18 protein-coding genes are annotated in these 19,930 nt (G+C 62.0%); 12 read left to right on the top strand and 6 right to left on the bottom strand.

The window, feature by feature from the left end:
• The first annotated feature begins 43 nt into the window (after positions 1-43).
• Both JWZ97_RS07140 and JWZ97_RS07135 read left to right on the top strand, forming a co-directional pair.
• Complete coding sequence (locus tag JWZ97_RS07140; protein WP_205434091.1) at positions 44-934, top strand: VPLPA-CTERM sorting domain-containing protein; 891 nt, start codon at positions 44-46, stop codon at positions 932-934.
• Between the two features lie 39 nt (positions 935-973).
• On the top strand, positions 974-2,581 hold the full coding sequence (locus tag JWZ97_RS07135) for a hypothetical protein (RefSeq protein ID WP_205434090.1): 1,608 nt from the start codon (positions 974-976) through the stop codon (positions 2,579-2,581).
• A gap of 400 nt (positions 2,582-2,981) precedes the next feature.
• Here the strand turns inward: JWZ97_RS07135 and JWZ97_RS07130 are convergent, their stop codons facing one another.
• Entirely contained in the window at positions 2,982-3,149 is a 168-nt protein-coding gene (locus tag JWZ97_RS07130) for a hypothetical protein (RefSeq protein WP_205434089.1), read from the bottom strand.
• A gap of 2 nt (positions 3,150-3,151) precedes the next feature.
• Here JWZ97_RS07130 and uvrA point away from each other — a divergent pair, with 2 nt between their 5' ends.
• Both uvrA and JWZ97_RS07120 read left to right on the top strand, forming a co-directional pair.
• Positions 3,152-5,986 carry an excinuclease ABC subunit UvrA gene (gene uvrA, locus JWZ97_RS07125; RefSeq protein ID WP_205434088.1) on the top strand — a complete coding sequence of 945 codons (2,835 nt, stop codon included), beginning with the start codon at positions 3,152-3,154 and terminating at the stop codon, positions 5,984-5,986.
• 84 nt (positions 5,987-6,070) lie between these two features.
• Complete coding sequence (locus JWZ97_RS07120; protein WP_205434087.1) at positions 6,071-6,766, top strand: DUF2959 domain-containing protein; 696 nt, start codon at positions 6,071-6,073, stop codon at positions 6,764-6,766.
• 29 nt (positions 6,767-6,795) lie between these two features.
• On the opposite strand, the gene JWZ97_RS07115 is transcribed toward JWZ97_RS07120, so the two are convergent.
• Positions 6,796-7,293: a cytochrome P460 family protein gene (locus tag JWZ97_RS07115; protein WP_240342522.1), complete on the bottom strand. Its 498-nt coding sequence runs from the start codon at positions 7,291-7,293 to the stop codon at positions 6,796-6,798.
• A gap of 177 nt (positions 7,294-7,470) precedes the next feature.
• On the opposite strand from JWZ97_RS07115, the gene JWZ97_RS07110 reads away from it, so the two are divergent.
• Positions 7,471-8,235 carry a hypothetical protein gene (locus tag JWZ97_RS07110; RefSeq protein WP_205434086.1) on the top strand — a complete coding sequence of 255 codons (765 nt, stop codon included), beginning with the start codon at positions 7,471-7,473 and terminating at the stop codon, positions 8,233-8,235.
• A gap of 133 nt (positions 8,236-8,368) precedes the next feature.
• Here JWZ97_RS07110 and JWZ97_RS07105 read toward each other — a convergent pair whose 3' ends face one another.
• Positions 8,369-9,193 (bottom strand): hypothetical protein, encoded by an 825-nt coding sequence (locus tag JWZ97_RS07105; RefSeq protein WP_205434085.1) that lies wholly within the window; start codon positions 9,191-9,193, stop codon positions 8,369-8,371.
• Positions 9,194-9,392: 199 nt separating this feature from the next.
• Between JWZ97_RS07105 and mscL the strand changes: the two genes are divergently transcribed.
• Positions 9,393-9,836: a large-conductance mechanosensitive channel protein MscL gene (gene mscL, locus JWZ97_RS07100; protein WP_205434084.1), complete on the top strand. Its 444-nt coding sequence runs from the start codon at positions 9,393-9,395 to the stop codon at positions 9,834-9,836.
• A gap of 9 nt (positions 9,837-9,845) precedes the next feature.
• A complete protein-coding gene (locus JWZ97_RS07095; RefSeq protein ID WP_205434083.1) occupies positions 9,846-10,778 on the top strand; it encodes a cation diffusion facilitator family transporter in 933 nt (310 codons plus the stop codon).
• On the opposite strand, the gene queG is transcribed toward JWZ97_RS07095, so the two are convergent.
• On the bottom strand, positions 10,760-11,851 hold the full coding sequence (gene queG / locus JWZ97_RS07090) for a tRNA epoxyqueuosine(34) reductase QueG (protein WP_205434082.1): 1,092 nt from the start codon (positions 11,849-11,851) through the stop codon (positions 10,760-10,762). The genes JWZ97_RS07095 and queG overlap by 19 nt on opposite strands.
• Positions 11,852-11,916: 65 nt before the next feature.
• Between queG and JWZ97_RS07085 the strand changes: the two genes are divergently transcribed.
• The 3 genes from JWZ97_RS07085 (at position 11,917) to JWZ97_RS07075 (ending at position 15,144) form a co-directional block, all read left to right on the top strand.
• Positions 11,917-13,410, top strand: a complete 1,494-nt coding sequence (locus JWZ97_RS07085; RefSeq protein ID WP_205434081.1) for an NAD(P)H-hydrate dehydratase — start codon at positions 11,917-11,919, stop codon at positions 13,408-13,410.
• Positions 13,407-13,865 (top strand): tRNA (adenosine(37)-N6)-threonylcarbamoyltransferase complex ATPase subunit type 1 TsaE, encoded by a 459-nt coding sequence (gene tsaE / locus JWZ97_RS07080; RefSeq protein WP_205434080.1) that lies wholly within the window; start codon positions 13,407-13,409, stop codon positions 13,863-13,865. Before JWZ97_RS07085 ends, tsaE begins: the two co-directional genes overlap by 4 nt.
• 163 nt (positions 13,866-14,028) lie before the next feature.
• Complete coding sequence (locus JWZ97_RS07075; RefSeq protein ID WP_240342521.1) at positions 14,029-15,144, top strand: N-acetylmuramoyl-L-alanine amidase; 1,116 nt, start codon at positions 14,029-14,031, stop codon at positions 15,142-15,144.
• A 69-nt stretch (positions 15,145-15,213) separates the two neighbouring features.
• Here JWZ97_RS07075 and JWZ97_RS07070 read toward each other — a convergent pair whose 3' ends face one another.
• Together JWZ97_RS07070 and htpX are read right to left on the bottom strand one after the other, a co-directional pair.
• The gene (locus JWZ97_RS07070; protein WP_205434078.1) at positions 15,214-16,059 is read right to left on the bottom strand and encodes an HDOD domain-containing protein; all 846 of its coding nucleotides are present in this window, start codon (positions 16,057-16,059) and stop codon (positions 15,214-15,216) included.
• 291 nt (positions 16,060-16,350) lie between these two features.
• Entirely contained in the window at positions 16,351-17,235 is an 885-nt protein-coding gene (htpX, locus tag JWZ97_RS07065; protein WP_205434077.1) for a protease HtpX, read from the bottom strand.
• 173 nt (positions 17,236-17,408) lie between these two features.
• On the opposite strand from htpX, the gene JWZ97_RS07060 reads away from it, so the two are divergent.
• Both JWZ97_RS07060 and radA read left to right on the top strand, forming a co-directional pair.
• A complete protein-coding gene (locus tag JWZ97_RS07060; protein ID WP_205434076.1) occupies positions 17,409-18,524 on the top strand; it encodes a sorbosone dehydrogenase family protein in 1,116 nt (371 codons plus the stop codon).
• Between the two features lie 30 nt (positions 18,525-18,554).
• Complete coding sequence (gene radA / locus JWZ97_RS07055; RefSeq protein WP_205434075.1) at positions 18,555-19,925, top strand: DNA repair protein RadA; 1,371 nt, start codon at positions 18,555-18,557, stop codon at positions 19,923-19,925.
• Positions 19,926-19,930: the final 5 nt, after the last annotated feature.

The raw sequence follows: 19,930 nt of genomic DNA, 5'->3' as shown, positions 1-19,930 counted from the left end.
TGCACCGTGGCTTCAAGGGCCACACAACTTAAGCGAGGATCGTATGAAAGCAGCGAAATTGAAGACTCTGGCGGCCGGCGTACTGCTGGCTTTGTCGGCCGGCGGTGCGCACGCGGCCATTTCCAACGGATTGCCGGCCGGAAGTACGCCGGCGGTGGCACCCGGCGAATTGTTTCTGATGGTTTGGGATCAGGATGGACAGCAGTCGTTCAGCCAGGACCTCGGATACACCCTCGAAAGTGTGCTGGCAACCGTCAAGGCCGGAAATCCGCTGGAGAGCAAGTCCTGGAATTTGGGCGCTAGCTTCCAGACCTTCGCCGCCACCAATCCGGGCAATACCCTTTATTACGCCATCGAAGCGGCCAATACCTATGGAGGCATAGGCTCGACCAGCGACGCACCACAGAACTGGAAATACGGGGTGGCCGGGTCGGGGCTGGCCGGCGTCGATCTGGTCGGGGCGGACAACCGGTCGTCCACGGTGATTCCGACCTGGGCCTCGAAAATAGGCTCAAATGCCACTTACCTCAATCAGGCTGCGGTCGCCTATAACGGCGGGGTTTACAGTCCGGCGACCGGCGGCGACTACGCCGCCAATCTGAGCGAGATCACCACCGATACCGGTGCGCCGTGGTATTACGACAATTTGAACGGCTCGCCCGGCGATACCAACCTCCCCTGGGAAGAGTTCGGTATAGCGGGCAGCGACAGCCTGAGCCTGTATTTCATCGGCTTGAACCCGACCAACCGCCTTAAAACGGTCGCCTACGATCTCGGCCTGAGCCGGAACTTTCAGTTCAACCTGAACCCGGTGGCGGGCACCTTGACCTGGGACGCGACGGCACCGGTACCCGTTCCCGCCGCGGTGTGGCTGATGCTGTCCGCACTGGGCTCGCTGGGCATCATAGGCCGCCGCCAGAGAAAACCCGCCTGAAACCGAGTGACGCGCACCGATCTCACGGAGATTTAAGACATGTCAGTTACGCATACCCGCAATTTCTTGGCGGTCGCCATACTCGCCTCGGCCGCCGGCGGCGCCTGGGCATTGCCCCCTTCCACCCCGGATTTGACGCTTTACATACCGGGTTCGCAGGCCAACGATCCCAACTATGCCAACCTGTGCACGGGCAGCATCGACTACTACTTCCACACGACGTCGACGCCCTCTGCAGCCAACAACAACAATTACTCGGCGATTTATTGCGAGACCAATAGCACCAAGGTCTCCGGCCTGCCGGCCGGCACCAAGAAGCTGTGGATCTCGCGCCGGCGCCTGGGCGCTTCCTTCGTCGGGCTGGACGCCGTGACCAACGGCACCCAGCTGACCTATTTGAAGGATCCGGCCACGGCGGTCTGCACCGCCTTTGCGGGGGACTTCGTGTCCGCCGGAGTACACTATCCCTATCAATACGCCTGCACCACGGTCACCGGCGGCATCACCGCCACGGCGGCCACCTCCGATGCCACGCCGGACGTGTTTCATGGATCCGATAATGTCACGCCGGGGCTTAACGATATCAACACCTCGGGTCTGACCGTCCGCGCCCTGGCTGGCCACATCATCGGCATCCCGGTGACCTTGAAGCTGCGCAATGCCTTGCAGTACGCCGAATCGCTCAACGGGCTGATCCCGGCCGACTGCGTGCCGGGCGACGATGTACGCGCCGACTGCGTACCCAGCCTGAGCAAGCAACAGCTGACCAGTCTGTTCGCCGGGCAGGTCGTGGACTGGACGTCCATCCACGTCGATGTATCAGCCTCCCTGCCGGGCGGCATACCGGGCGGCGGCGGCACGACCACCACGCCCAATCTGGCCGAACTGGTTGCCTACGGCGCTGCTTCCCACCCATCGGCGCTGTCCAATCCGCTGGATACCACGGTGCACATTTGCCGCCGCGAGAACGGTGCCGGGCAGCAGGTGGCGGTGCTGGCCAATATCCTCCAGTATCCTTGTCTGGGCAGCGCCGCGCCGAGCATCGCGGTTCCGGGCGGTTTGAACGACGTTGGCTATGCCACCAGCCTGGGTGCCGTGGATAACTGTCTGTCCGACTACAACGACGGCAGCAACAAATGGTTCGGCACCAGCAACGCCGCTACGGCGGGTGGCTATCCTGATCCGCCGGCGACCGGCGTTCCGCACGGCAACCAGTGGGCGATCGGCATCCAGACTACCGAGCGCAATGCCACGCGCGGCGCCAATTACCGCTTCATCAAGATCGACGGCGCCCTGCCCACCGTGGAGCAATCCTATCTGGGACACTACCCCCTGGTGTCCGAGTACGCCATCTCCTGGAAGAATCCGGGCAGCGGCTCGACCGGCGGCTACAAGCTCCAGTTGCTGAACGCCCTGGTCAACGTCAGCAAGACCCCGGCCACGGTGTCCGCCCGCAACAACGCCAACAGCAACCATTATTTCGGCCAAGCCGGTTACATAGCCCTCAGCGCCAACGGCTACGCCCCTTCGGAAACCTGGGATCCGACCAATCCGGTGACCCCGTACACCCACGCCGCCTCCGGCACCCCCAACGCCTGCTCCATACCGGTGGTCAATCCGGACTTCGGCACGGTGGAACTGCGCTAATCACGCGTCAGCCGAGTTTGCCGCATCTGTGTCCAGCATCGTCGATTGCGGGGGCCGGCTGATTACTTCACAGGAAGCGGAAACAGGGTCGTTTCCGGACAAGGATGTCCTTTTCTTCGGTAACGCGTAGTGGCCTACTCGCCGCTCGGTTCCATCAACAAACTCCCGTTATTCCGTTGGGACGTCCAATCCCGAAAACCCTCCGGATTGGTCGATCGGGCTTTCGACTCCGAAATTCACAACGATTTGCGCGATGAAACGCGTAACTCTCGCCATGCCTAAAATGCGCGTGGTCAGTACGGCCCCGGTTCTGCTGCCGGCCGCCATCTGGCTGTTTGGACGCTCATTGATCGGACGGGTTGCGGGTAGTCGGCGCAGGGGGGGCTTGCCGGCATGATGTTCATGGCTTGGCCAGTTCCGCGGTCAAGCGTTCGGTGGCGAGCCTTGTTTCCGCTCCACGCCGGCTGCCCGTGGCCGCGGGAAAAAATCGAATTGTTTTGCGGTGGCCGGTCAAAGCGGCGCTGTCCGGTACAATGGCGCAAATCGGTTTCACCACTTTGACTTCCATCCATGGACACCATCCTGATTCGCGGGGCGCGCACCCATAACCTGAAGAACATCGACCTCGACCTGCCACGCGACAAGCTCATCGTCATCACGGGTCTGTCGGGTTCGGGCAAGTCTTCGCTGGCCTTCGACACGATCTATGCGGAAGGCCAGCGGCGTTACGTGGAGTCGCTTTCGGCCTACGCCCGGCAGTTCCTGTCGGTCATGGAAAAGCCCGATGTGGACCACATCGAAGGCCTGTCGCCGGCCATTTCCATCGAGCAGAAGTCGACCTCGCACAACCCGCGTTCCACGGTCGGCACCATCACCGAGATCTACGACTACCTGCGCCTGCTTTACGCCCGTGCGGGCACGCCGCGCTGTCCGACTCACGGGGATTCCCTGGAAGCGCAGACCGTCAGCCAGATGGTCGACCAGGTGCTGGGCCAGCCGGAGGACAGCCGCTGGATGCTGCTGGCTCCGGTGGTGAACGAGCGCAAGGGCGAGCACAAGGACATGCTGGAGCAGCTTCGCGGACAGGGCTTCATACGCGCGCGCATCGACGGCCAGGTCTATGAACTGGACGAACCGCCGGCCCTCGACCTGCGCAAGAAGCACACCATCGAGGTCATCGTCGACCGTTTCAAGGTGCGGCCCGACCTGGCCCTGCGCCTGGCGGAATCCTTCGAAACCGCACTGAAGCTGGCCGACGGCATCGCGCTGGTGGTGGCGATGGACGATAGTCAACAGGAGCTGATCTACTCGGACAAATACGCCTGCCCGCATTGCGGCTATTCCTTGAGCGAGCTGGAGCCGCGCATCTTCTCCTTCAATAATCCCAAGGGCGCCTGCCCGAGTTGCGACGGCCTGGGTGTACAGCAGTTCTTCGATCCCCGGTTGATCGTGCAGAATCCCAAACTCAGTCTGGCGGGCGGCGCGGTGCGCGGCTGGGACCGGCGCAACGCCTATTACTACCAGATCGTCTGCTCCCTGGCCGAGCATTACGGTTTCGACCCTGAGCAGCCCTACGAACAACTGCCCGAGTCCATACACCAAGTGGTCTTGCACGGCAGCGGACGCGAGCTCATTTCCTTCAAACATCAGGACATGCGCGGACAAACCCATGAGCGACGCCACGTTTTCGAAGGGGTGATCCGCAACATGGAACGGCGCTACCGCGAGACCGATTCCAGTCTGGTGCGCGAGGAACTGGCCAAATACCTGGCCAGCAAGCCTTGTCCGACCTGCGAAGGCACGCGCCTCAACACCGGTGCACGCCATGTGTTTCTGGCCGATACCGCCTTGCCGACCCTGACCGGCTTGCCGATCCGCCGTACCCTGGAGTTCTTCGAGCAACTGGAGCTGAGCGGCCGGCGCGGCGAAGTGGCGGCCAAGATCGTCAAGGAGATACGGGAACGCATGCAGTTCCTGGTCAACGTAGGCCTGGATTACCTGACTTTGGATCGCAGCGCCGAGACCTTGTCCGGCGGCGAAGCCCAGCGCATACGCCTGGCCAGCCAGGTCGGCGCCGGCCTGGTCGGGGTGATGTACGTACTGGACGAGCCCTCCATAGGCCTGCATCAGCGCGACAACGAGCGTTTGCTGAAGACCCTGGTGCGGCTGCGCGATCTGGGCAATACGGTCATCGTGGTCGAGCACGACGAGGATGCCATACTGAGCGCCGACCATGTGGTCGACATCGGTCCTGGGGCCGGCGTACACGGCGGTTCGGTGGTCGCCCAGGGGGCGCCGGCCGACATCCTGGCGAACGAGCACTCGCTCACCGGTCAGTACCTTTCCGGCCGCCTGGCGATCGAGATTCCTTCCAAACGCCGGCCACGCGATGCGGAACGTCAGCTCGTCATCCGCAAGGCCACCGGGAACAATCTGAAAGGCGTGGACGTGAGCTTTCCCATCGGCCTGTTCACCTGCATCACCGGTGTGTCCGGTTCGGGCAAATCGACCTTGATCAACGACACCCTCTACCCTTACGCCGCCCGGACCCTGAATGCCTCCAGCCTGCAGCCGGCGCCTTGTGAGGGCGTGGATGGGCTGGACCGTTTCGACAAGGTGGTGGACATCGACCAGAGCCCCATAGGCCGCACGCCGCGGTCCAACCCGGCGACTTATACCGGCCTGTTCACGCCGCTGCGCGAGTTGTTCGCCGCGACTCCGGAAGCGCGCTCGCGCGGTTACACGCCGGGACGCTTCAGCTTCAACGTCAAGGGCGGACGCTGCGAAGCTTGCGCCGGCGACGGCGTCATCAAGGTCGAAATGCACTTTCTCCCGGACATCTTCGTGCACTGCGATCAATGCAAGGGCCAGCGCTACAACCGGGAGACGCTGGAAATCCGCTACCGCGGCAAGACCATACACGAAGTGCTGGAGATGACGGTGGAAGAGGCCTGCGGCTTCTTCGCGGCCATCCCGTCGGTACATCGCAAATTGCAGACTTTGATGGATGTGGGCTTGAGCTACATCACCCTGGGCCAGAACGCCGTGACTCTGTCCGGTGGCGAGGCGCAACGCGTGAAACTGGCCAAGGAACTGTCCAAGCGCGACACCGGCAACACCCTCTACATCCTGGACGAGCCCACCACCGGCCTGCATTTCCACGACATCCAGCAATTGCTCGAAGTGCTGCACCAGCTGGTCGAACACGGCAATACGGTTATCGTCATCGAGCACAACCTGGATGTCATCAAGACGGCCGACTGGCTCATAGACCTGGGGCCGGAAGGCGGGGAGGGCGGCGGACGCGTGCTGGCCGAAGGGACGCCGGAGCAGGTCGCCGCCCATCCCGAATCGCACACCGGGCGGTTCCTTAAACCGGTATTGGAGAAGGGCGCACGGTCTTAAACTCGCCGGTGTCGTCCTCGCATGTTTTTTGCGTCGGCGTCGGCGTTAAAATGTGGCTGAACCCTTACCGATCAGACGTAAATCATGGCTCGACATCGCGAAATCGATCAAAAATCCCTGCTGGCCCGAATTTTCAGCCCTTTGGCGCGGGCGCTTGCAGCCCGTTTCCAGCGGGTCTATTTCCGCGCCGTCGAATCGGTCGGGCAGCACAAGCGGGACATCTTGGTGGGCCGGGTGTCGGGCGCGCGCGACAGCCTGGAGGATGCGAAGGCGCAGTTCCAGAATGCGCTGGAAAAATTCAGCGGGCTCACCGAGTTCGACGGCGGCCAGCTCGAAGACGTCTATCGTCAGCTCAAGGTGGAGTTCGACTACAGCAAGGCGAAGGCCATGGCGGTGCGGGATCGCATCGACGCCGTGCAGGACGTGGCCGAGGCCTTGTTCGCGGAATGGGAGGATGAGTTGGAGCAATATAGCAATCGTAGTCTGCGCAGCGCCAGCCGGACCAAGCTGAAACAGACCCAGCAGCTTTACGGTCAGTTATTGACTGCGATGCGTAGGGCCGAAGGCAAGATCGATCCCGTACTGGCCGTGTTTCAGGATCATGTCCTGTTCCTCAAGCACAACCTCAACGCCCAGGCCATCGCGTCGCTGGAAAGCGAATTGGTGACGCTGACCCTGGGCGTGTCGGGGCTCATCACTGCGATGGAACGCTCCATCGAGCGCGCCGACGCCTTCGTCCGCACGCTCAATCAGCAAAAGGCCTTGCCGGCGGAATCCTGAGATTCCGCGGCCGAGCTCGGCCGCTCAAATCAAGGCAGTATGACCGGCTTGGTGAAGACCATGTCCTGTCCCTTCACCGCCGAATGGCAAGCGATGCATTCCTGGGAAAAGTTCGCGTCCTGGCCGTAAGGCTTGCGCTCCTGTCCCATCCACCGCGCCCAGCCCCAACCGTTGGTCGAGGCATATCGGCTATCGTCCTTGATCATGAAGTCCACGTGGATCAGTTCGCTTGGCACGATTGCTGTAGGGAAAGTTTCGCTGTTTTTCTGCTTCAAATTGACTTTCGCGAGGATGGTCCCGTTGGGCCAGGGATTGGTCTTGCCTGCACGCGCGGCTTCCACGGCTACCGAATTGCCCAGTATCGCTCGCAGGGTCTGGCTTTCGGTGCGTTGCGAGACGCTGATAAGTCGCCAGTTCTGGTAACCCTCGGGCTGGATGATGCCGTTCGGCGACGCGGGTGGCGGTTCTGCGCCTGCAGGTGTGGCGGTCAGCAAGGCGGTCAACATCAATAACACAGTTTTGATCATGATTCGGGTCTCCGGCCGGTCTGAATTTCCGGCGTGCTTAAGCTAACAAAATGAGTGACGTGCGGCAAAAGTGCTTTGTTGATTATCGGGTCATCCGAAATGCGGGAGGGTTCACAGTTTCATTAGTGCGCGCTGATTAGGCTTCCCCACGAAATAGAAAGGATTGAGGGAGGCACCATGAACGCGCGCGTATTTTTTGCCATAGTCATCGCAACGATGAGCATCTCTTTGGCCAGAGCCGAAGTTCTGACCGTCCGCAACGTGGAGTTCGACCTCGCGCCCTCCCTCGCCCATGACCCCATCGTGAACAACATCACCAAAGTATCCTGGGAGGGCAGGCTGGACAAACTGCTGAGCGGCTACAACTACGGGATGGTATTGAACGCCGACGGAAGCGTGAGCCGAGTCATCGTGAGCGGCAGGAACGGCAGCGCCGAAGAAGACTTGGCGCCGGCGGCGAAGTTCAGCTCTTATGACGACTTGCTTGTTTATCAAGGTGTGCCGGCGTCCATCCCGAAAAAGTACCGCGAGGCCGCCGCCGGTTCGGTCTCGGAAGTCAGCCTGCCGGTGGACCGGCTGCAGCAGATGAAATTGGGTGAAAAGATCGCTCTCAACCTGCCGGTGGGCGCTTACACCTTGGTGCATGACAACCGGTTCGAGCACGAGAACGGAGATGTCACCTGGGTCGGCTATCTGGAAGGCGCCGGCAAAGGCTACCGCGTCATCATCACCAGCGGAAACGAGGGCAGTTTAGGGCAGATCGTCACGCCCGAAGGTGTCTACAATATCGACCTCGAGGAAGGCCGAAACTGGCTCGTCGACCTGGGTGCGGCCGGGTTGCAGGCAAATTCGTCAGATTCGTCCGAAGAGCACGGCTCCATGGGCGTCACCGTAGCCGAAGCCGATACTTTGATGGGCCGTCCCGAAGTCATTCAGCGTTGACACCTTCCGGCCGAAGAACGGGCACAAGTCTCGTCCCGCTGGCAGCTAAGGTGGGCTCGAACCCACGAAAAACGCGGAATTTCCCCTACCGATACAGGCCCGGCTGCCTTCCGTGGCACAGGCGGCTCCAGCCCTATTTCAGAAAATCGAGCTCTTTGTTGCGGTAGCCGTTGGGGACACGCATCAGCGCTTCATCCACGGCGGTGCTCGATACCCGATTCAAGGTCAGTGTGCCCATTTTGTCCTTGGACAAGTCCTGCATCTCGATCGGCACGCCTTCCAGTTGGTTCAAGGCGATGGCCGGAATCTTGATGCCGAACCGTCCCGCTAGTCCACGACCCTTGGCCGCCAGTCTTTCCGACAGGCCCAGCAAGGATCTCAGCGTGGCGTAATCGTCCCCGGAGAGGGATAGCCGGTTGGGATCGGCCAGGCAGAATTCCGCACGCGTCTTCTTGTTTTCCACCACATTGATCTGCTGGCAAGCGATGCCGGCTACCTGTTTACCTACGCCGGTGTTGACCACGTTCAAGGCCTTGGGTAGTTGCGCGGCACCGGCGAGTTGGCCCAGATCGACCTTGCCGCCCAGCATCTGTTCCCATTTACCGCGCTGCTCGGGTGTCAGTTTGCCCAATTGTTCCCCCAATCCCTGCAGCAAGGGCTGAAAGGTCTCGGCCTGCTGGGCCAGGCGATCGAACTGTCTTTCGTCCAAGGCCATCAGAGTGCGATGGCGATGGTCGATCACAATTACGCGCTCCTGAGCGCGGGTATAAAGGAGATCGAGGTTGGCGTCGCCGCCAGCGCCCTTGATCAACACCTGCCCGTCCTTGACCAGAACCGGCTGAGCCTTGGCCGTGTCGGCATGAGGTTCCGTCAGCAGGTATTCGAGGGCGCTGTCGGCCCGTGTGTGAGGGGCAAGGACGATGGCACCCAGAAGTGCACAGTGCTTGAGTTTGATCATGGCTGACTCGTGATGGATAACTTCGGCTATATGGTTAGGGAGAAGAACTCGTCCGGGATGATAACGCGCCCGGCTTCAGCGGCGGCAAGCGGGAACAGGGTACGCCCTTGCCCGTCTTCTCTGGGCATCATACGATGATTGCGGGTCGATTCCATACCGACGTTTGCGACTCCTGTCAAAATTTACGGAGGTCACTAAAATGCTGAAAGATTTCAAAGAATTCGCCATGCGCGGCAATGTCGTCGACATGGCGGTGGGCATCATCATCGGCGCGTCATTCGGGAGTATCGTCAAGTCCCTGGTCGATGATGTCATCATGCCGCCGATCGGCTTGGTGTTGGGCAACGTCGACTTTGCCAATCTTTATCTGGTGCTCAAGGACGGGGCGACCGCCGGGCCTTACGCGGCTTTGGCCGAAGCCAAGAAAGCCGGGGCGGTCACGCTCAACTATGGGTTGTTCATCAATTCGGTGGTCAGTTTCGTGATCGTCGCCTTCGCCGTTTTTCTACTGGTGCGCGCGCTTAACAAGCTGAAGAAGGAGGCCCCGGCGGCGCCTCCTGATACCAAAGACTGTCCCTGGTGCGCTTCGGCCATTCCGCTCAAGGCCAGCCGTTGTCCCCATTGCACATCGGAAGTGAACTAGGGAGGCGTTGTGGGTCATCATCACGATCATGGGACTGGGCACGCATCGTCCAAGCTGAGGCTGACAGTATCGGCCGGATTGACGCTGGCCCTGGTGATTGCGGAAGTGGTCGCCGGCCTGCAGGGCCACAGCCTGGCCTTGCTGACCGACGCCGCCCACAATCTGACCGACGTATTGGCCCTGGGGCTGAGCGGATATGCATTCAGAGCGGCAGAACAGCCCGCTCATGCCGGCAAGACCTACGGCTATCACCGGGTCGGCATCCTGGTCGCGCTGTTCAACTCCAGTACCCTGGTGGTGATCGCTGCCGGGATCTTCCAGGAGGCTTATCACCGTTTCTTGCAGCTCGTACCGGTCATGGCCGATGTGCTGGTCGGCATGGGCGGGGTGGCATTCCTGGTGAATGTCCTGACGGCCTGGCTGGTCAGTCATGGCCATCGTCACGATCTCAATCTGCGCAGTGCCTATTTGCATTTGCTCGGCGACGTGTTTTCGACGCTGGGCGCGGTCGCCGCCGGCATCGGTATCTGGCTGACCGGCCTGCATTGGCTGGACCCGGCTGCCAGCGTGCTGATCGGCTTGTTGATACTGTGGAACGCCTGGATCATCCTGCGCGAAACGCTGGATATCCTGCTCGAGAGTACACCGCGCGACATCGACATGAGCGCGATGGTGCGCGACCTGATGGCGCTCGAAGGCGTGCGGGGCGTACACGATCTCCATGTCTGGAGCATCTCGCAGAGCTTGCGCATGCTGTCGGCGCACATCGTCACCGATGACATCACCCTCCACGATGGCGCGGCCATACAGCACCGCATCAACGATTGTCTGGTCGACCGTTACAACATCGCTCACACCACCCTGCAACTGGAGTGCGAAGGCTGTGAGCCCGATTTGCTGTATTGCGATATCACCCATGCCCGTCATGGGCACGCGCATTGAACTCCTGCCTTGCTTTCCCTCCGTGTTTTCTGCCGCTCGATGGCCCAACTGACATGTTCGCGTACCATTTCCGCCGGGTGGCTGGCGCGCGCGCTTAAGGCCGCGAGAATATCCTGGGAGGTGGGCGCATTGCCCAGGGCGACGGCAATATTGCGCAGCCAGCGTTCGTGGCCGATGCGGCGTATGGCCGAGCCTTCGGTGCGTTGAAGAAAAGTCGCTTCGTCCCAGCCGAAAAGTTCGATCAATTGGGCGCCGTCCAGACCGTGGCGCGGGGCGAAGTCTGATTCGGCCGTGAGATGCGCGAAGCGGTTCCACGGGCAGACCAATTGGCAGTCGTCGCAGCCATAGATGCGATTGCCGATCGCAGCGCGGAATTCCTCGGGAATGGGGCCGTGCAGTTCGATGGTGAGGTAGGACACGCAGCGGCGTGCGTCGACCCGGTAGGGCGCGACGATGGCGCGGGTGGGGCAGATATCCAGGCAGGCGGTGCATTGGCCGCAGTGCTCGCCGACCGGCGCGTCCACGGGTAGCGGCAGATCGGTATAGATTTCGCCCAGGAAAAACCAAGAACCGGCCTCGCGGCTGAGGAGGTTGCTATGCTTGCCGATCCAGCCCAAGCCGGCCTTGGCGGCGAGGGCTTTTTCCAGCACCGGGGCGCTGTCGCTGAAAACCCGGTAACCGAAGGCGCCGATCTCCGCCTGTATGCGTTCGGCCAGTTTCTGCAGTCGGGTTCGCATCAGCTTGTGATAGTCGCGACCCAGGGCGTAGCGCGACAGGTAGGCGTACGAGGGGCTTTCCAGTACGCTTTCCATCTCGGCGCGAGTCTGCGGCAGATAGTCCATGCGCGCGCTGATGACCCGCAAGGTCCCCGGCACCAGTTCGTCCGGCCGGCTGCGCTTGCGGCCGTGCCGGGCCATGTAGTCCATCTCGCCGTGAAATCCGGCCTCCAGCCAAGCGTTTAGATGTGCTTCGGCTTCACTCAGCGCGGTGTCGGCGATCCCCAGTTTTTGGAAGCCCAGATCCTGCCCCCAGCGCTTGATATCGGCGGCTAGTTTGTTCGGGTCGAAATTCATGCGGGTTTTGCGGCGACGGGGGAATGGGTCAGAATACGGGGCATCGAACGCCTCCGCATTATGACATGACCGCACCCTTATCCTCTTCCTTGCCGGCCAGCCTTTACCGCGCAGAGCAAGTGCGCGCCATGGACGCCCATGCCATCACCCAGTTGGGGCTGACCGGTTACGAGCTGATGCAACGCGCCGGTGGCACGGCGCTGGCCGCCCTGAGTCGGCGCTGGCCGAGCGCCCGCACACTCTCGGTGGTGTGCGGTGGCGGCAATAACGGCGGCGACGGTTATGTGCTGGCGCGACTGGCGAGAGCGAAGGGGATGGATGTCCGCGTCTACCCGCTGGTTCCGGTGGATCGGTTGCGCGGCGACGCCTTGCGTGCGTACGAGGACTATCGCGATGCCGAAGGCCCCGTGCTGGATTTCGTTCCGGCCGATTTCGAGGGTGCGGAGGTGTTGGCCGACGGGCTCCTGGGGACGGGGCTGGATCGTCCGGTGGAAGGTCTCTACGCGGAAGTGATCAAGGGCATCAACCGCTTCAGCGGCGGAGTGCTGGCGCTGGACATTCCCTCGGGCCTGAACGCCGACACCGGTCATCCCCTGGGAATAGCCGTAAACGCCGATATCACGGCGACTTTCGTCGCGCTCAAGCAAGGCTTGTTTACCGGAGGCGGCCCGGCGCACTGTGGCGAGATCGTGTTCGACGATCTGGGTATACCGCCGGCCGCCCAGCGCTTGCAGACGCCTTCGGCCAGGTTGTTGCCTTCATGGGTCAAGGGCTTGCCTCGTCGCGCTCGTGACGCCCACAAGGGGCATTTCGGCCATGTGTTGGTGCTTGGCGGCGATTTGGGCTACGGGGGGGCGGTCCGTATGGCGGGGGAGGCGGCGGCGCGGGTCGGTGCGGGGTTGGTGAGCCTGGCGACCCGTCCGGAACATGCGGCTTTGCTCAGCCTCCATCGCCCCGAATTGATGAGCCATGGCGTCGCGCAGCCGAATGATGATCTGCCCGCTTTGATGCAAAGAGCCCGTGTGTTGGCCCTGGGGCCCGGTCTCGGCCGTTCGCCGTGGGGCAGGGCCATGTTCGGCGCGGCTTTGGCCAGCGGTCTTCCGCTGGTGGCCGATGCCGACGCGCTCAACCTGCTCGCCGAAACGCCGTTGAAACGCGATGATTGGATACTGACGCCTCATCCGGGCGAAGCCGCCCGATTGCTGCAGACGGATACCGCCGCGGTGCAGAAGGACCGCTACGCCGCCGTCGCCGAACTCAGGCGACGATACGGCGGGACCGTCGTGCTCAAAGGCGCGGGTACTTTGGTGCTGGGTCATTCGGGCCTGCCGGAGGTCTGCACCTCGGGTAATCCCGGCATGGCGACGGGCGGCATGGGCGATGTGCTGACCGGTGTCATCGCGGGACTTTTGGCCCAAGGTCTGAGCCAGGAGGTGGCGGCCGCCACCGGCGTGCGTTTGCACGGCGCGGCGGGCGATGCGGCGGCCGAGGAAGGGGGCGAGCGTGGCATGCTGGCATCCGATCTGATGCGCCATCTGCGCCGCCTGATCAATTTATGAAGCGTTTCCTTCCCGACGAGGCCGCCACGGCGACACTCGCCGCGCGTTTTCAGGCGTTCTTGTCGGCGGGCCTGGTGGTTTTTCTGCACGGGCCGCTGGGTGCGGGCAAGACTGCGTTCGTGCGCGGCGTGCTTCGGGCTGCGGGGTACGCGGGGGCGGTGAAGAGCCCGACCTACACCCTGGTCGAAGAGTATCGACTGAACGATGGCGATTACACCATATTCCATTTCGACCTTTACCGGTTGACCGATCCCGAAGAACTGGAATTCATGGGAATACGCGACTATTTCGGTCCGCGCTCGGTCTGTTTCATCGAGTGGCCGGAGAGGGGCGCCGGTGTCCTGCCTCCGGCCGATCTCGATCTCACCCTGGCGATGCAAGGTCCAGGGCGTGAGTTGCGCATGACCGCATCGACCCCCGCGGGACGCGTCCTGTTGCAAAGCATCGACAAATAGCGCGATAAATCGCTTGCCGGGCAACAGTTCAGGGACTATTTTTAGCTACCCTGCCCAGCCAGCGTAGCCGCATATGAACAAGTATGTTCTCTCGTTTTGTCTCGCGACCGGATTATTCGCCGTTTCCCACCTCGTTCATGCGGCAACGGCGCAGTGGCGGTTTTTGAATCTGGCAACAAACGACAAGAACACCCGGCTCTTGTTCGACTTTTCCGCCCCGGTGGCCGCCAGCCTGGAGCGGAGCGGAGACAAACGCGTGTCCCTCGTTTTGCCCGACACCGAAGTGGCGCTTACGCTGAAGCCATTCCCGGACGGACATCCCCTGGTCGGGCATATCGGCTGGACCAAGATCAAGGAGGGCGTTCGCGTCGATGTAGACCTCAAGGCGCATGCCGGAATTAGCCAATTCAAGGAAAAACGGGGCGCACGCTGGGTGTTGGAACTGACCCCCGCGGGATCTGCGAAGGTCAAGGCCGACAAGGCCGAGCGGCCGGCCTCGGGAAAAACGCTGAAAGTCGCACCGGCGCCCCGCGAATATGTCGTCGCCATCGACGCCGGGCACGGTGGCAAAGACACCGGGGCGATAGGCCCCAGCGGCATCATGGAAAAAGACGTGGTCATGTCGGTGGCCCGCACGCTGGCGGGGATGATACAGGCCGAACCGGGCATGCGGGCCTTAATGGTGCGCAAGGACGATGCGTTCATCGATTTGCGGCAGCGCGCGGAAACCGCCCGCAAGGCGCATGCCGATCTGTTCGTCTCGCTGCACGCCGACGCTTACATCAATGGCGATGCGCACGGCTCGTCGGTATTCACCCTTTCCCGCCACGGTGCGACCAGCGTGGCCGCTCGCTGGCTGGCCGACAGGGAAAATTCGTCCGATCTGGTGGGCGGGGTGAAGTTGCGCGACAAGGACAAAGTGCTGGCTTCGGTGCTCTTGGATCTATCGCAGAACGCGACCATAGAGGCGAGCGACCGCGCGGCGCAGAGAATCCTGCGCGAGTTGGAGAAAAATCACACCCTCCATCACAGCCAAGTCCAGAAAGCGGGTTTCGTCGTGCTGAAATCGCCGGACATCCCGTCTTTGCTGGTGGAGACGGCCTTCATCTCCAATCCGGAGGAAGAACGCAGGCTGAGTACCCAGCACCACCAGACCTTGATTGCCCGCTCGATCTTCAACGGCATACGCGCCTATTTCGCGAATAAGGCGCCTAAGCTGCCGACCGTAGTGCCCACCCGGCAAGCGGACTCCAAAGCGGTCGTACTGGCCAAGGAGTAAGCCTATTCCTCGCCCCCCTATGTGTAAGGCGGTGCTCAAGCCGCCTTACACATAGCCGAGCCCCTGCCGTCAGATGAATATCTGCTCGGCGGCCGCCACTTCTTCGGCGACCCCTTCGATTTCCAGCACCTCGATGTCCGGATCCAGGCCCAGTTTGTGGAAGGCCGGCACGGCGGCGACATTCACGAGATCCGCGAAGCTGGGATTGGTCACGAGCTCGTTCTCGATGTAGGCGACCTGGACCACGTCGACGTAATCGGCCTCTGGAGCCGGGTCGCGGTGAAAGTCCAGATATTCCCAGGCCGCCTTGCGCAGTCCTTCCGGCAGATCCCAGCTCTCCATGATGATCTTGCCTATCGTTGGATGCAGCGCGTTGAGCAGATGGTCCAGCGCCGCCCGATCTTGGGCCAGTTCGGGAAATTTTTCCGCCAGCGTGAGGATGGGGAGTTTGCCGATCTGATGGATCAATCCGGCCAGCATGGCCTGCTCCTTGTCCAGATGGCGGCAGTGCAGCGCCAGCGCCCGACTGACCGACGCGATGTTGACGCTGTGCTTCCAGGTGGCGTGGAAATAGCTGGCCAGCAGCGGCGATTGCGGGTTGAAAACCTGCTGCATGGCGAGGCTGGTGATGAGGTTGCGGATGACGTTATGCCCCATGCGGGTGATCGCCATCTGCAGGCTTTCTATCTTCTGGCGGGCGCGGTAAAGCGGGCTGTTGGCGACCTGCAGCAGGCGGGTCGCCAAGCCGGGATCTCCGGAAATGACGCGTGCCAGTTCAGCGTCCGACACTTTGCCGCTGTTCACCGCCTGCCGGACGCTGAGCGCGACTTCCGGCAGTGTGGGCAATACCAGTTTGTTGTTCGCGATGGCCGACTGGATATATTCCAGGGCCCGGGCTTCATTTTTGAGATCCATGGGGATTACCGGTTCGGATGAGGTCGAGTAGAGAGCGGGTTGGGCACTGCCGTTTGGCTTTTTTCGTATGGGCTTCCGGAGCCTGCACTTTCCACCGAGGGTGGAACGGCCCGGGCCGGCTGATACGGATGATGCTTGTCGGGGCAGTATAGCAAGGCCTTTCAATAGCGCTCTTCGTGGCGCAGTCAATCCGAGCATCGGCGGCTTGCGGGACCTGGTGACACGCCGATTTCCGTTGAGGCATAAAAAAGCCCGCACCGCGAGCGGCGCGGGCGTGAGCGCATAAAGGGATCAGCGGGCGTTGCGCAGGGCTTCGATGCGTTCCTCGAGGGGAGGGTGGCTCATGAACAACTTGCTGACGCCGCCGGCATTGATGCCGAAAGCCGCCATTTCACCCGGCAGCGGCTGCGGGTCGTGCGCGCGCTGCAAGGCGCGCAAGGCATTGATCATCTTGTCCCGTCCGGCCAGTTTGGCGCCTCCGGCATCGGCGCGGAATTCGCGGTAACGCGAGAACCACATCACGATCATGGTGGCGAGTATGGAAAGCAGAATCTGCGCGACCATTTCGGCGATGAAATAGCCCGGACCGTAGCCGCCGCGCTCGTCGTCCGCCGAGCGCAGTAACACGCGATCGACGAAGAAGCCGATGATCTTGGCGAAGAAGATCACGAAGGTATTGACCACGCCCTGCAACAAGCCGAGCGTCACCATGTCGCCGTTGGCCACGTGGCTGATTTCATGACCCAGCACCGCTTCCACGGCATCGGCGTCCATGTGATGCAGGAGGCCGGTACTGACCGCCACCAGCGCGCTGTTCTTGCTCATGCCGGTGGCGAATGCATTGGGATCCGGGCTGTCGAAGATACCCACCTCGGGCATGCCGATGCCGGCGTTTTGAGCCAGCCGGCGGACGGTTTCCAACAGCCATTGCTCGGTGGCGTTGCTGGGCTGTTCGATGACGAAAACGCCCATGGAGTGCTTGGCCATCCATTTCGACATGACCAGCGAAATGAATGAGCCGGACATGCCAATGACGGCGGAATACAGCAGCAGACTGTTTAGATCAAGGTTGACGCCGTTTTGCCGTAATACGTTGCCCAAGCCGAGAAAATGGAAAATGACGCTGATCAGCAGCAGGACGGCGGCATTGGTAAGGAGGAACAATAGTATGCGCATAGAGGTTGCAACCTGATGGATGGGGAACACGCTGGCCTTATATGGCGGCGAACGGGTTAAAATCAAGCCCGTCCCTGCAGCCTATCGGTCCGACAGCGACGCCTGGAAGATGTTCCCGCCGGGCCCGGACGAGCGCGCGGCAGGCCTGAACTCACTCACGGGAGGTCCAAATCATGAGACGGAAAATCAGTCTGTTCCTGGCGCTGCTGTTTTGCCTGTCGACCTCGGCCTGCGCCGAGCCGCTCGACACGGTCCTGAGCCGTATCAGGCTGCCGCCGGGTTTTACGATATCCGTTTATAGCGACCGGACGCCGGAGGCGCGCTCGATGACGCTGGGCGAAAACGGCACGGTTTACGTGGGATCGCTCGGGGAGGGTAAGGTCTATGCGCTGCGCGACGAAGACGGCGACGGTCGGGCCGAACGCAGCATCGTCGTGGCATCTGGCCTGAATATGCCGAACGGCGTGGCCTATTTTCAGGGCGATCTGTACATCGCCGAAATCAGCCGCATCGTCAAGCTCAAGGATATCGGCCGACGCCTGTCCGATCCTCCGCCTCCCGTGCTGGTGGCGGACGCCTATCCGAACGCGCGTCCACATGGATGGAAATATTTGCGGGTGGGGCCGGACGGGCTGCTATACGCCCCGGTCGGGGCGCCTTGCAACATCTGCCTTTCGGAAGACCCCATTTTTGCCAGCCTGACGCGCATCGGTCCTGATGGCAAGGGTTTGCAGATCTATGCCCATGGGATACGCAACACGGTCGGTTTCGACTGGCACCCGGAGACCGGCGAACTGTATTTCACCGATAACGGCCGGGACTTGCTGGGTGACGACGTGCCGCCCGAGGAACTGAACAAGATTTCCCAGCCGGGCCAGGATTTCGGCTATCCGTATTGTCATGGCGGCGACATCCCGGATCCCGAATTCGGCAAGCAAAAGTCCTGCGACCGCTTTACCCCGCCCGTGCTCAAGTTTCCCGCCCATGTCGCTCCGCTGGGCATTCATTTCTATCGGGGCAAACAGTTCCCGCCACCGTTTCGCGGACAATTGTTCGTCGCTCAGCATGGCTCCTGGAATCGCAGCAAGCCCCAAGGTTATCGCGTATCGATGGTGAGATTCAGGCAAGGGCAGCCGGTTTCCGAGGAGATTTTTGCCGAAGGCTGGCTGGGGACCGACGGCAAGGCCGACGGCCGGCCGGTCGATGTGTTGGAGTTGGCCGACGGTTCGCTGCTGGTATCGGACGATCTGCGCGGGGCCGTCTACCGCATCCGCTACCAGTCGCCGTAGCTTGTCAGGATCAGGAGCCTCGGCGACCCCATGAGCAAGCCCAAAGACGCGAAGATCGTATACCGCTGTACCGAGTGTGGCCACGCGCAGACCAAGTGGGCCGGCCAGTGCGGAGGCTGCGGTTTGTGGAACACGCTGGTGGAAAGCATCGAGGCCAAGGCGGCGCCCGGGCGTTACTCGGGATATGCCGGAAGCGGCGGCGAGCTCGCGCATCCGGTCGATTTGTCCGTCGTGGAAGCCGAGGAGGTCAGCCGCGCGAGCAGTGGTCTCGATGAGTTGGACCGGGTGCTGGGCGGCGGCATGGTGGCCGGCTCGGCCATCCTCATCGGCGGCGATCCCGGCATCGGCAAGTCGACCCTGTTGCTGCAGACCTTGGCCGCTCTGGCCGGGACGGTGAGCACACTGTACATCACCGGCGAGGAATCGATACAGCAGGTGAGCCTGCGGGCCAAACGGCTCAATCTGGCCTGCACAGGGGTGAAGATACTGGCGGAAACCTCGCTGGAGCGCATGCTGGCGGTCGCCCGGGAACAGAAGCACAGCCTGCTGGTGGTCGACTCCATCCAGACCGTGTACACCGAGGTCCTGCAATCTGCGCCGGGATCCGTTGCCCAGGTGCGGGAGTGCGCCGCGCAACTGGTGCGCTTCGCCAAGCAAAGCGGCACGACCCTGTTCCTCGTGGGTCATGTGACCAAGGAGGGGGCTCTCGCCGGCCCCCGGGTCCTGGAGCACATGGTGGATACGGTGTTGTACTTCGAGGGCGATCCCGGCAATCGCTTCCGGGTCATCCGCGCCTTCAAGAACCGCTTCGGGGCCGTCAACGAGCTGGGCGTGTTCGCCATGACGGAGACGGGACTGAAAGAAGTGAAAAATCCGTCGGCGATCTTCCTATCGCGCTACGAGGAAGACATGCCGGGCAGCATCGTCACCGTGATGCGCGAGGGGAGCCGGCCCTTGCTGGTCGAAGTCCAGGCCCTGGTTGACGAATCCCACCTGGCCGCGCCGCGCCGGGTCGCCGTGGGCATGGAGGGCAATCGTCTGGCCATGCTGCTGGCGGTGCTGCACCGGCACGGCGGCGTCGGTATCCTCAACCAGGACGTATTCATCAACCTAGTGGGCGGACTGCGCCTGACCGAAACCGCAGGCGATCTGGCCGTCGCGCTGTCGGTGGCGTCCAGCCTGCGGGATCGGCCGATTCCGCGTGATTGGCTGACTTTCGGGGAGCTGGGTCTAAGCGGCGAGGTACGGCCGGTGCAAAACGGCGAGGAGCGGCTGCGGGAGGCGGCCAAACACGGGTTCCGTCATGCGGTCGCACCGCACAAGAACGTCCCCCGCGGCGGCATACCGGGACTGGATATCATAGCGGTCAAGAATTTGCGCGAGGCTCTGGCGGTGCTCTGACACAG

The organism is Methylococcus sp. EFPC2 (assembly GCF_016925495.1).
Classification (GTDB): domain Bacteria; phylum Pseudomonadota; class Gammaproteobacteria; order Methylococcales; family Methylococcaceae; genus EFPC2.
This window is presented reverse-complemented; position numbering and strand designations above follow the sequence as displayed.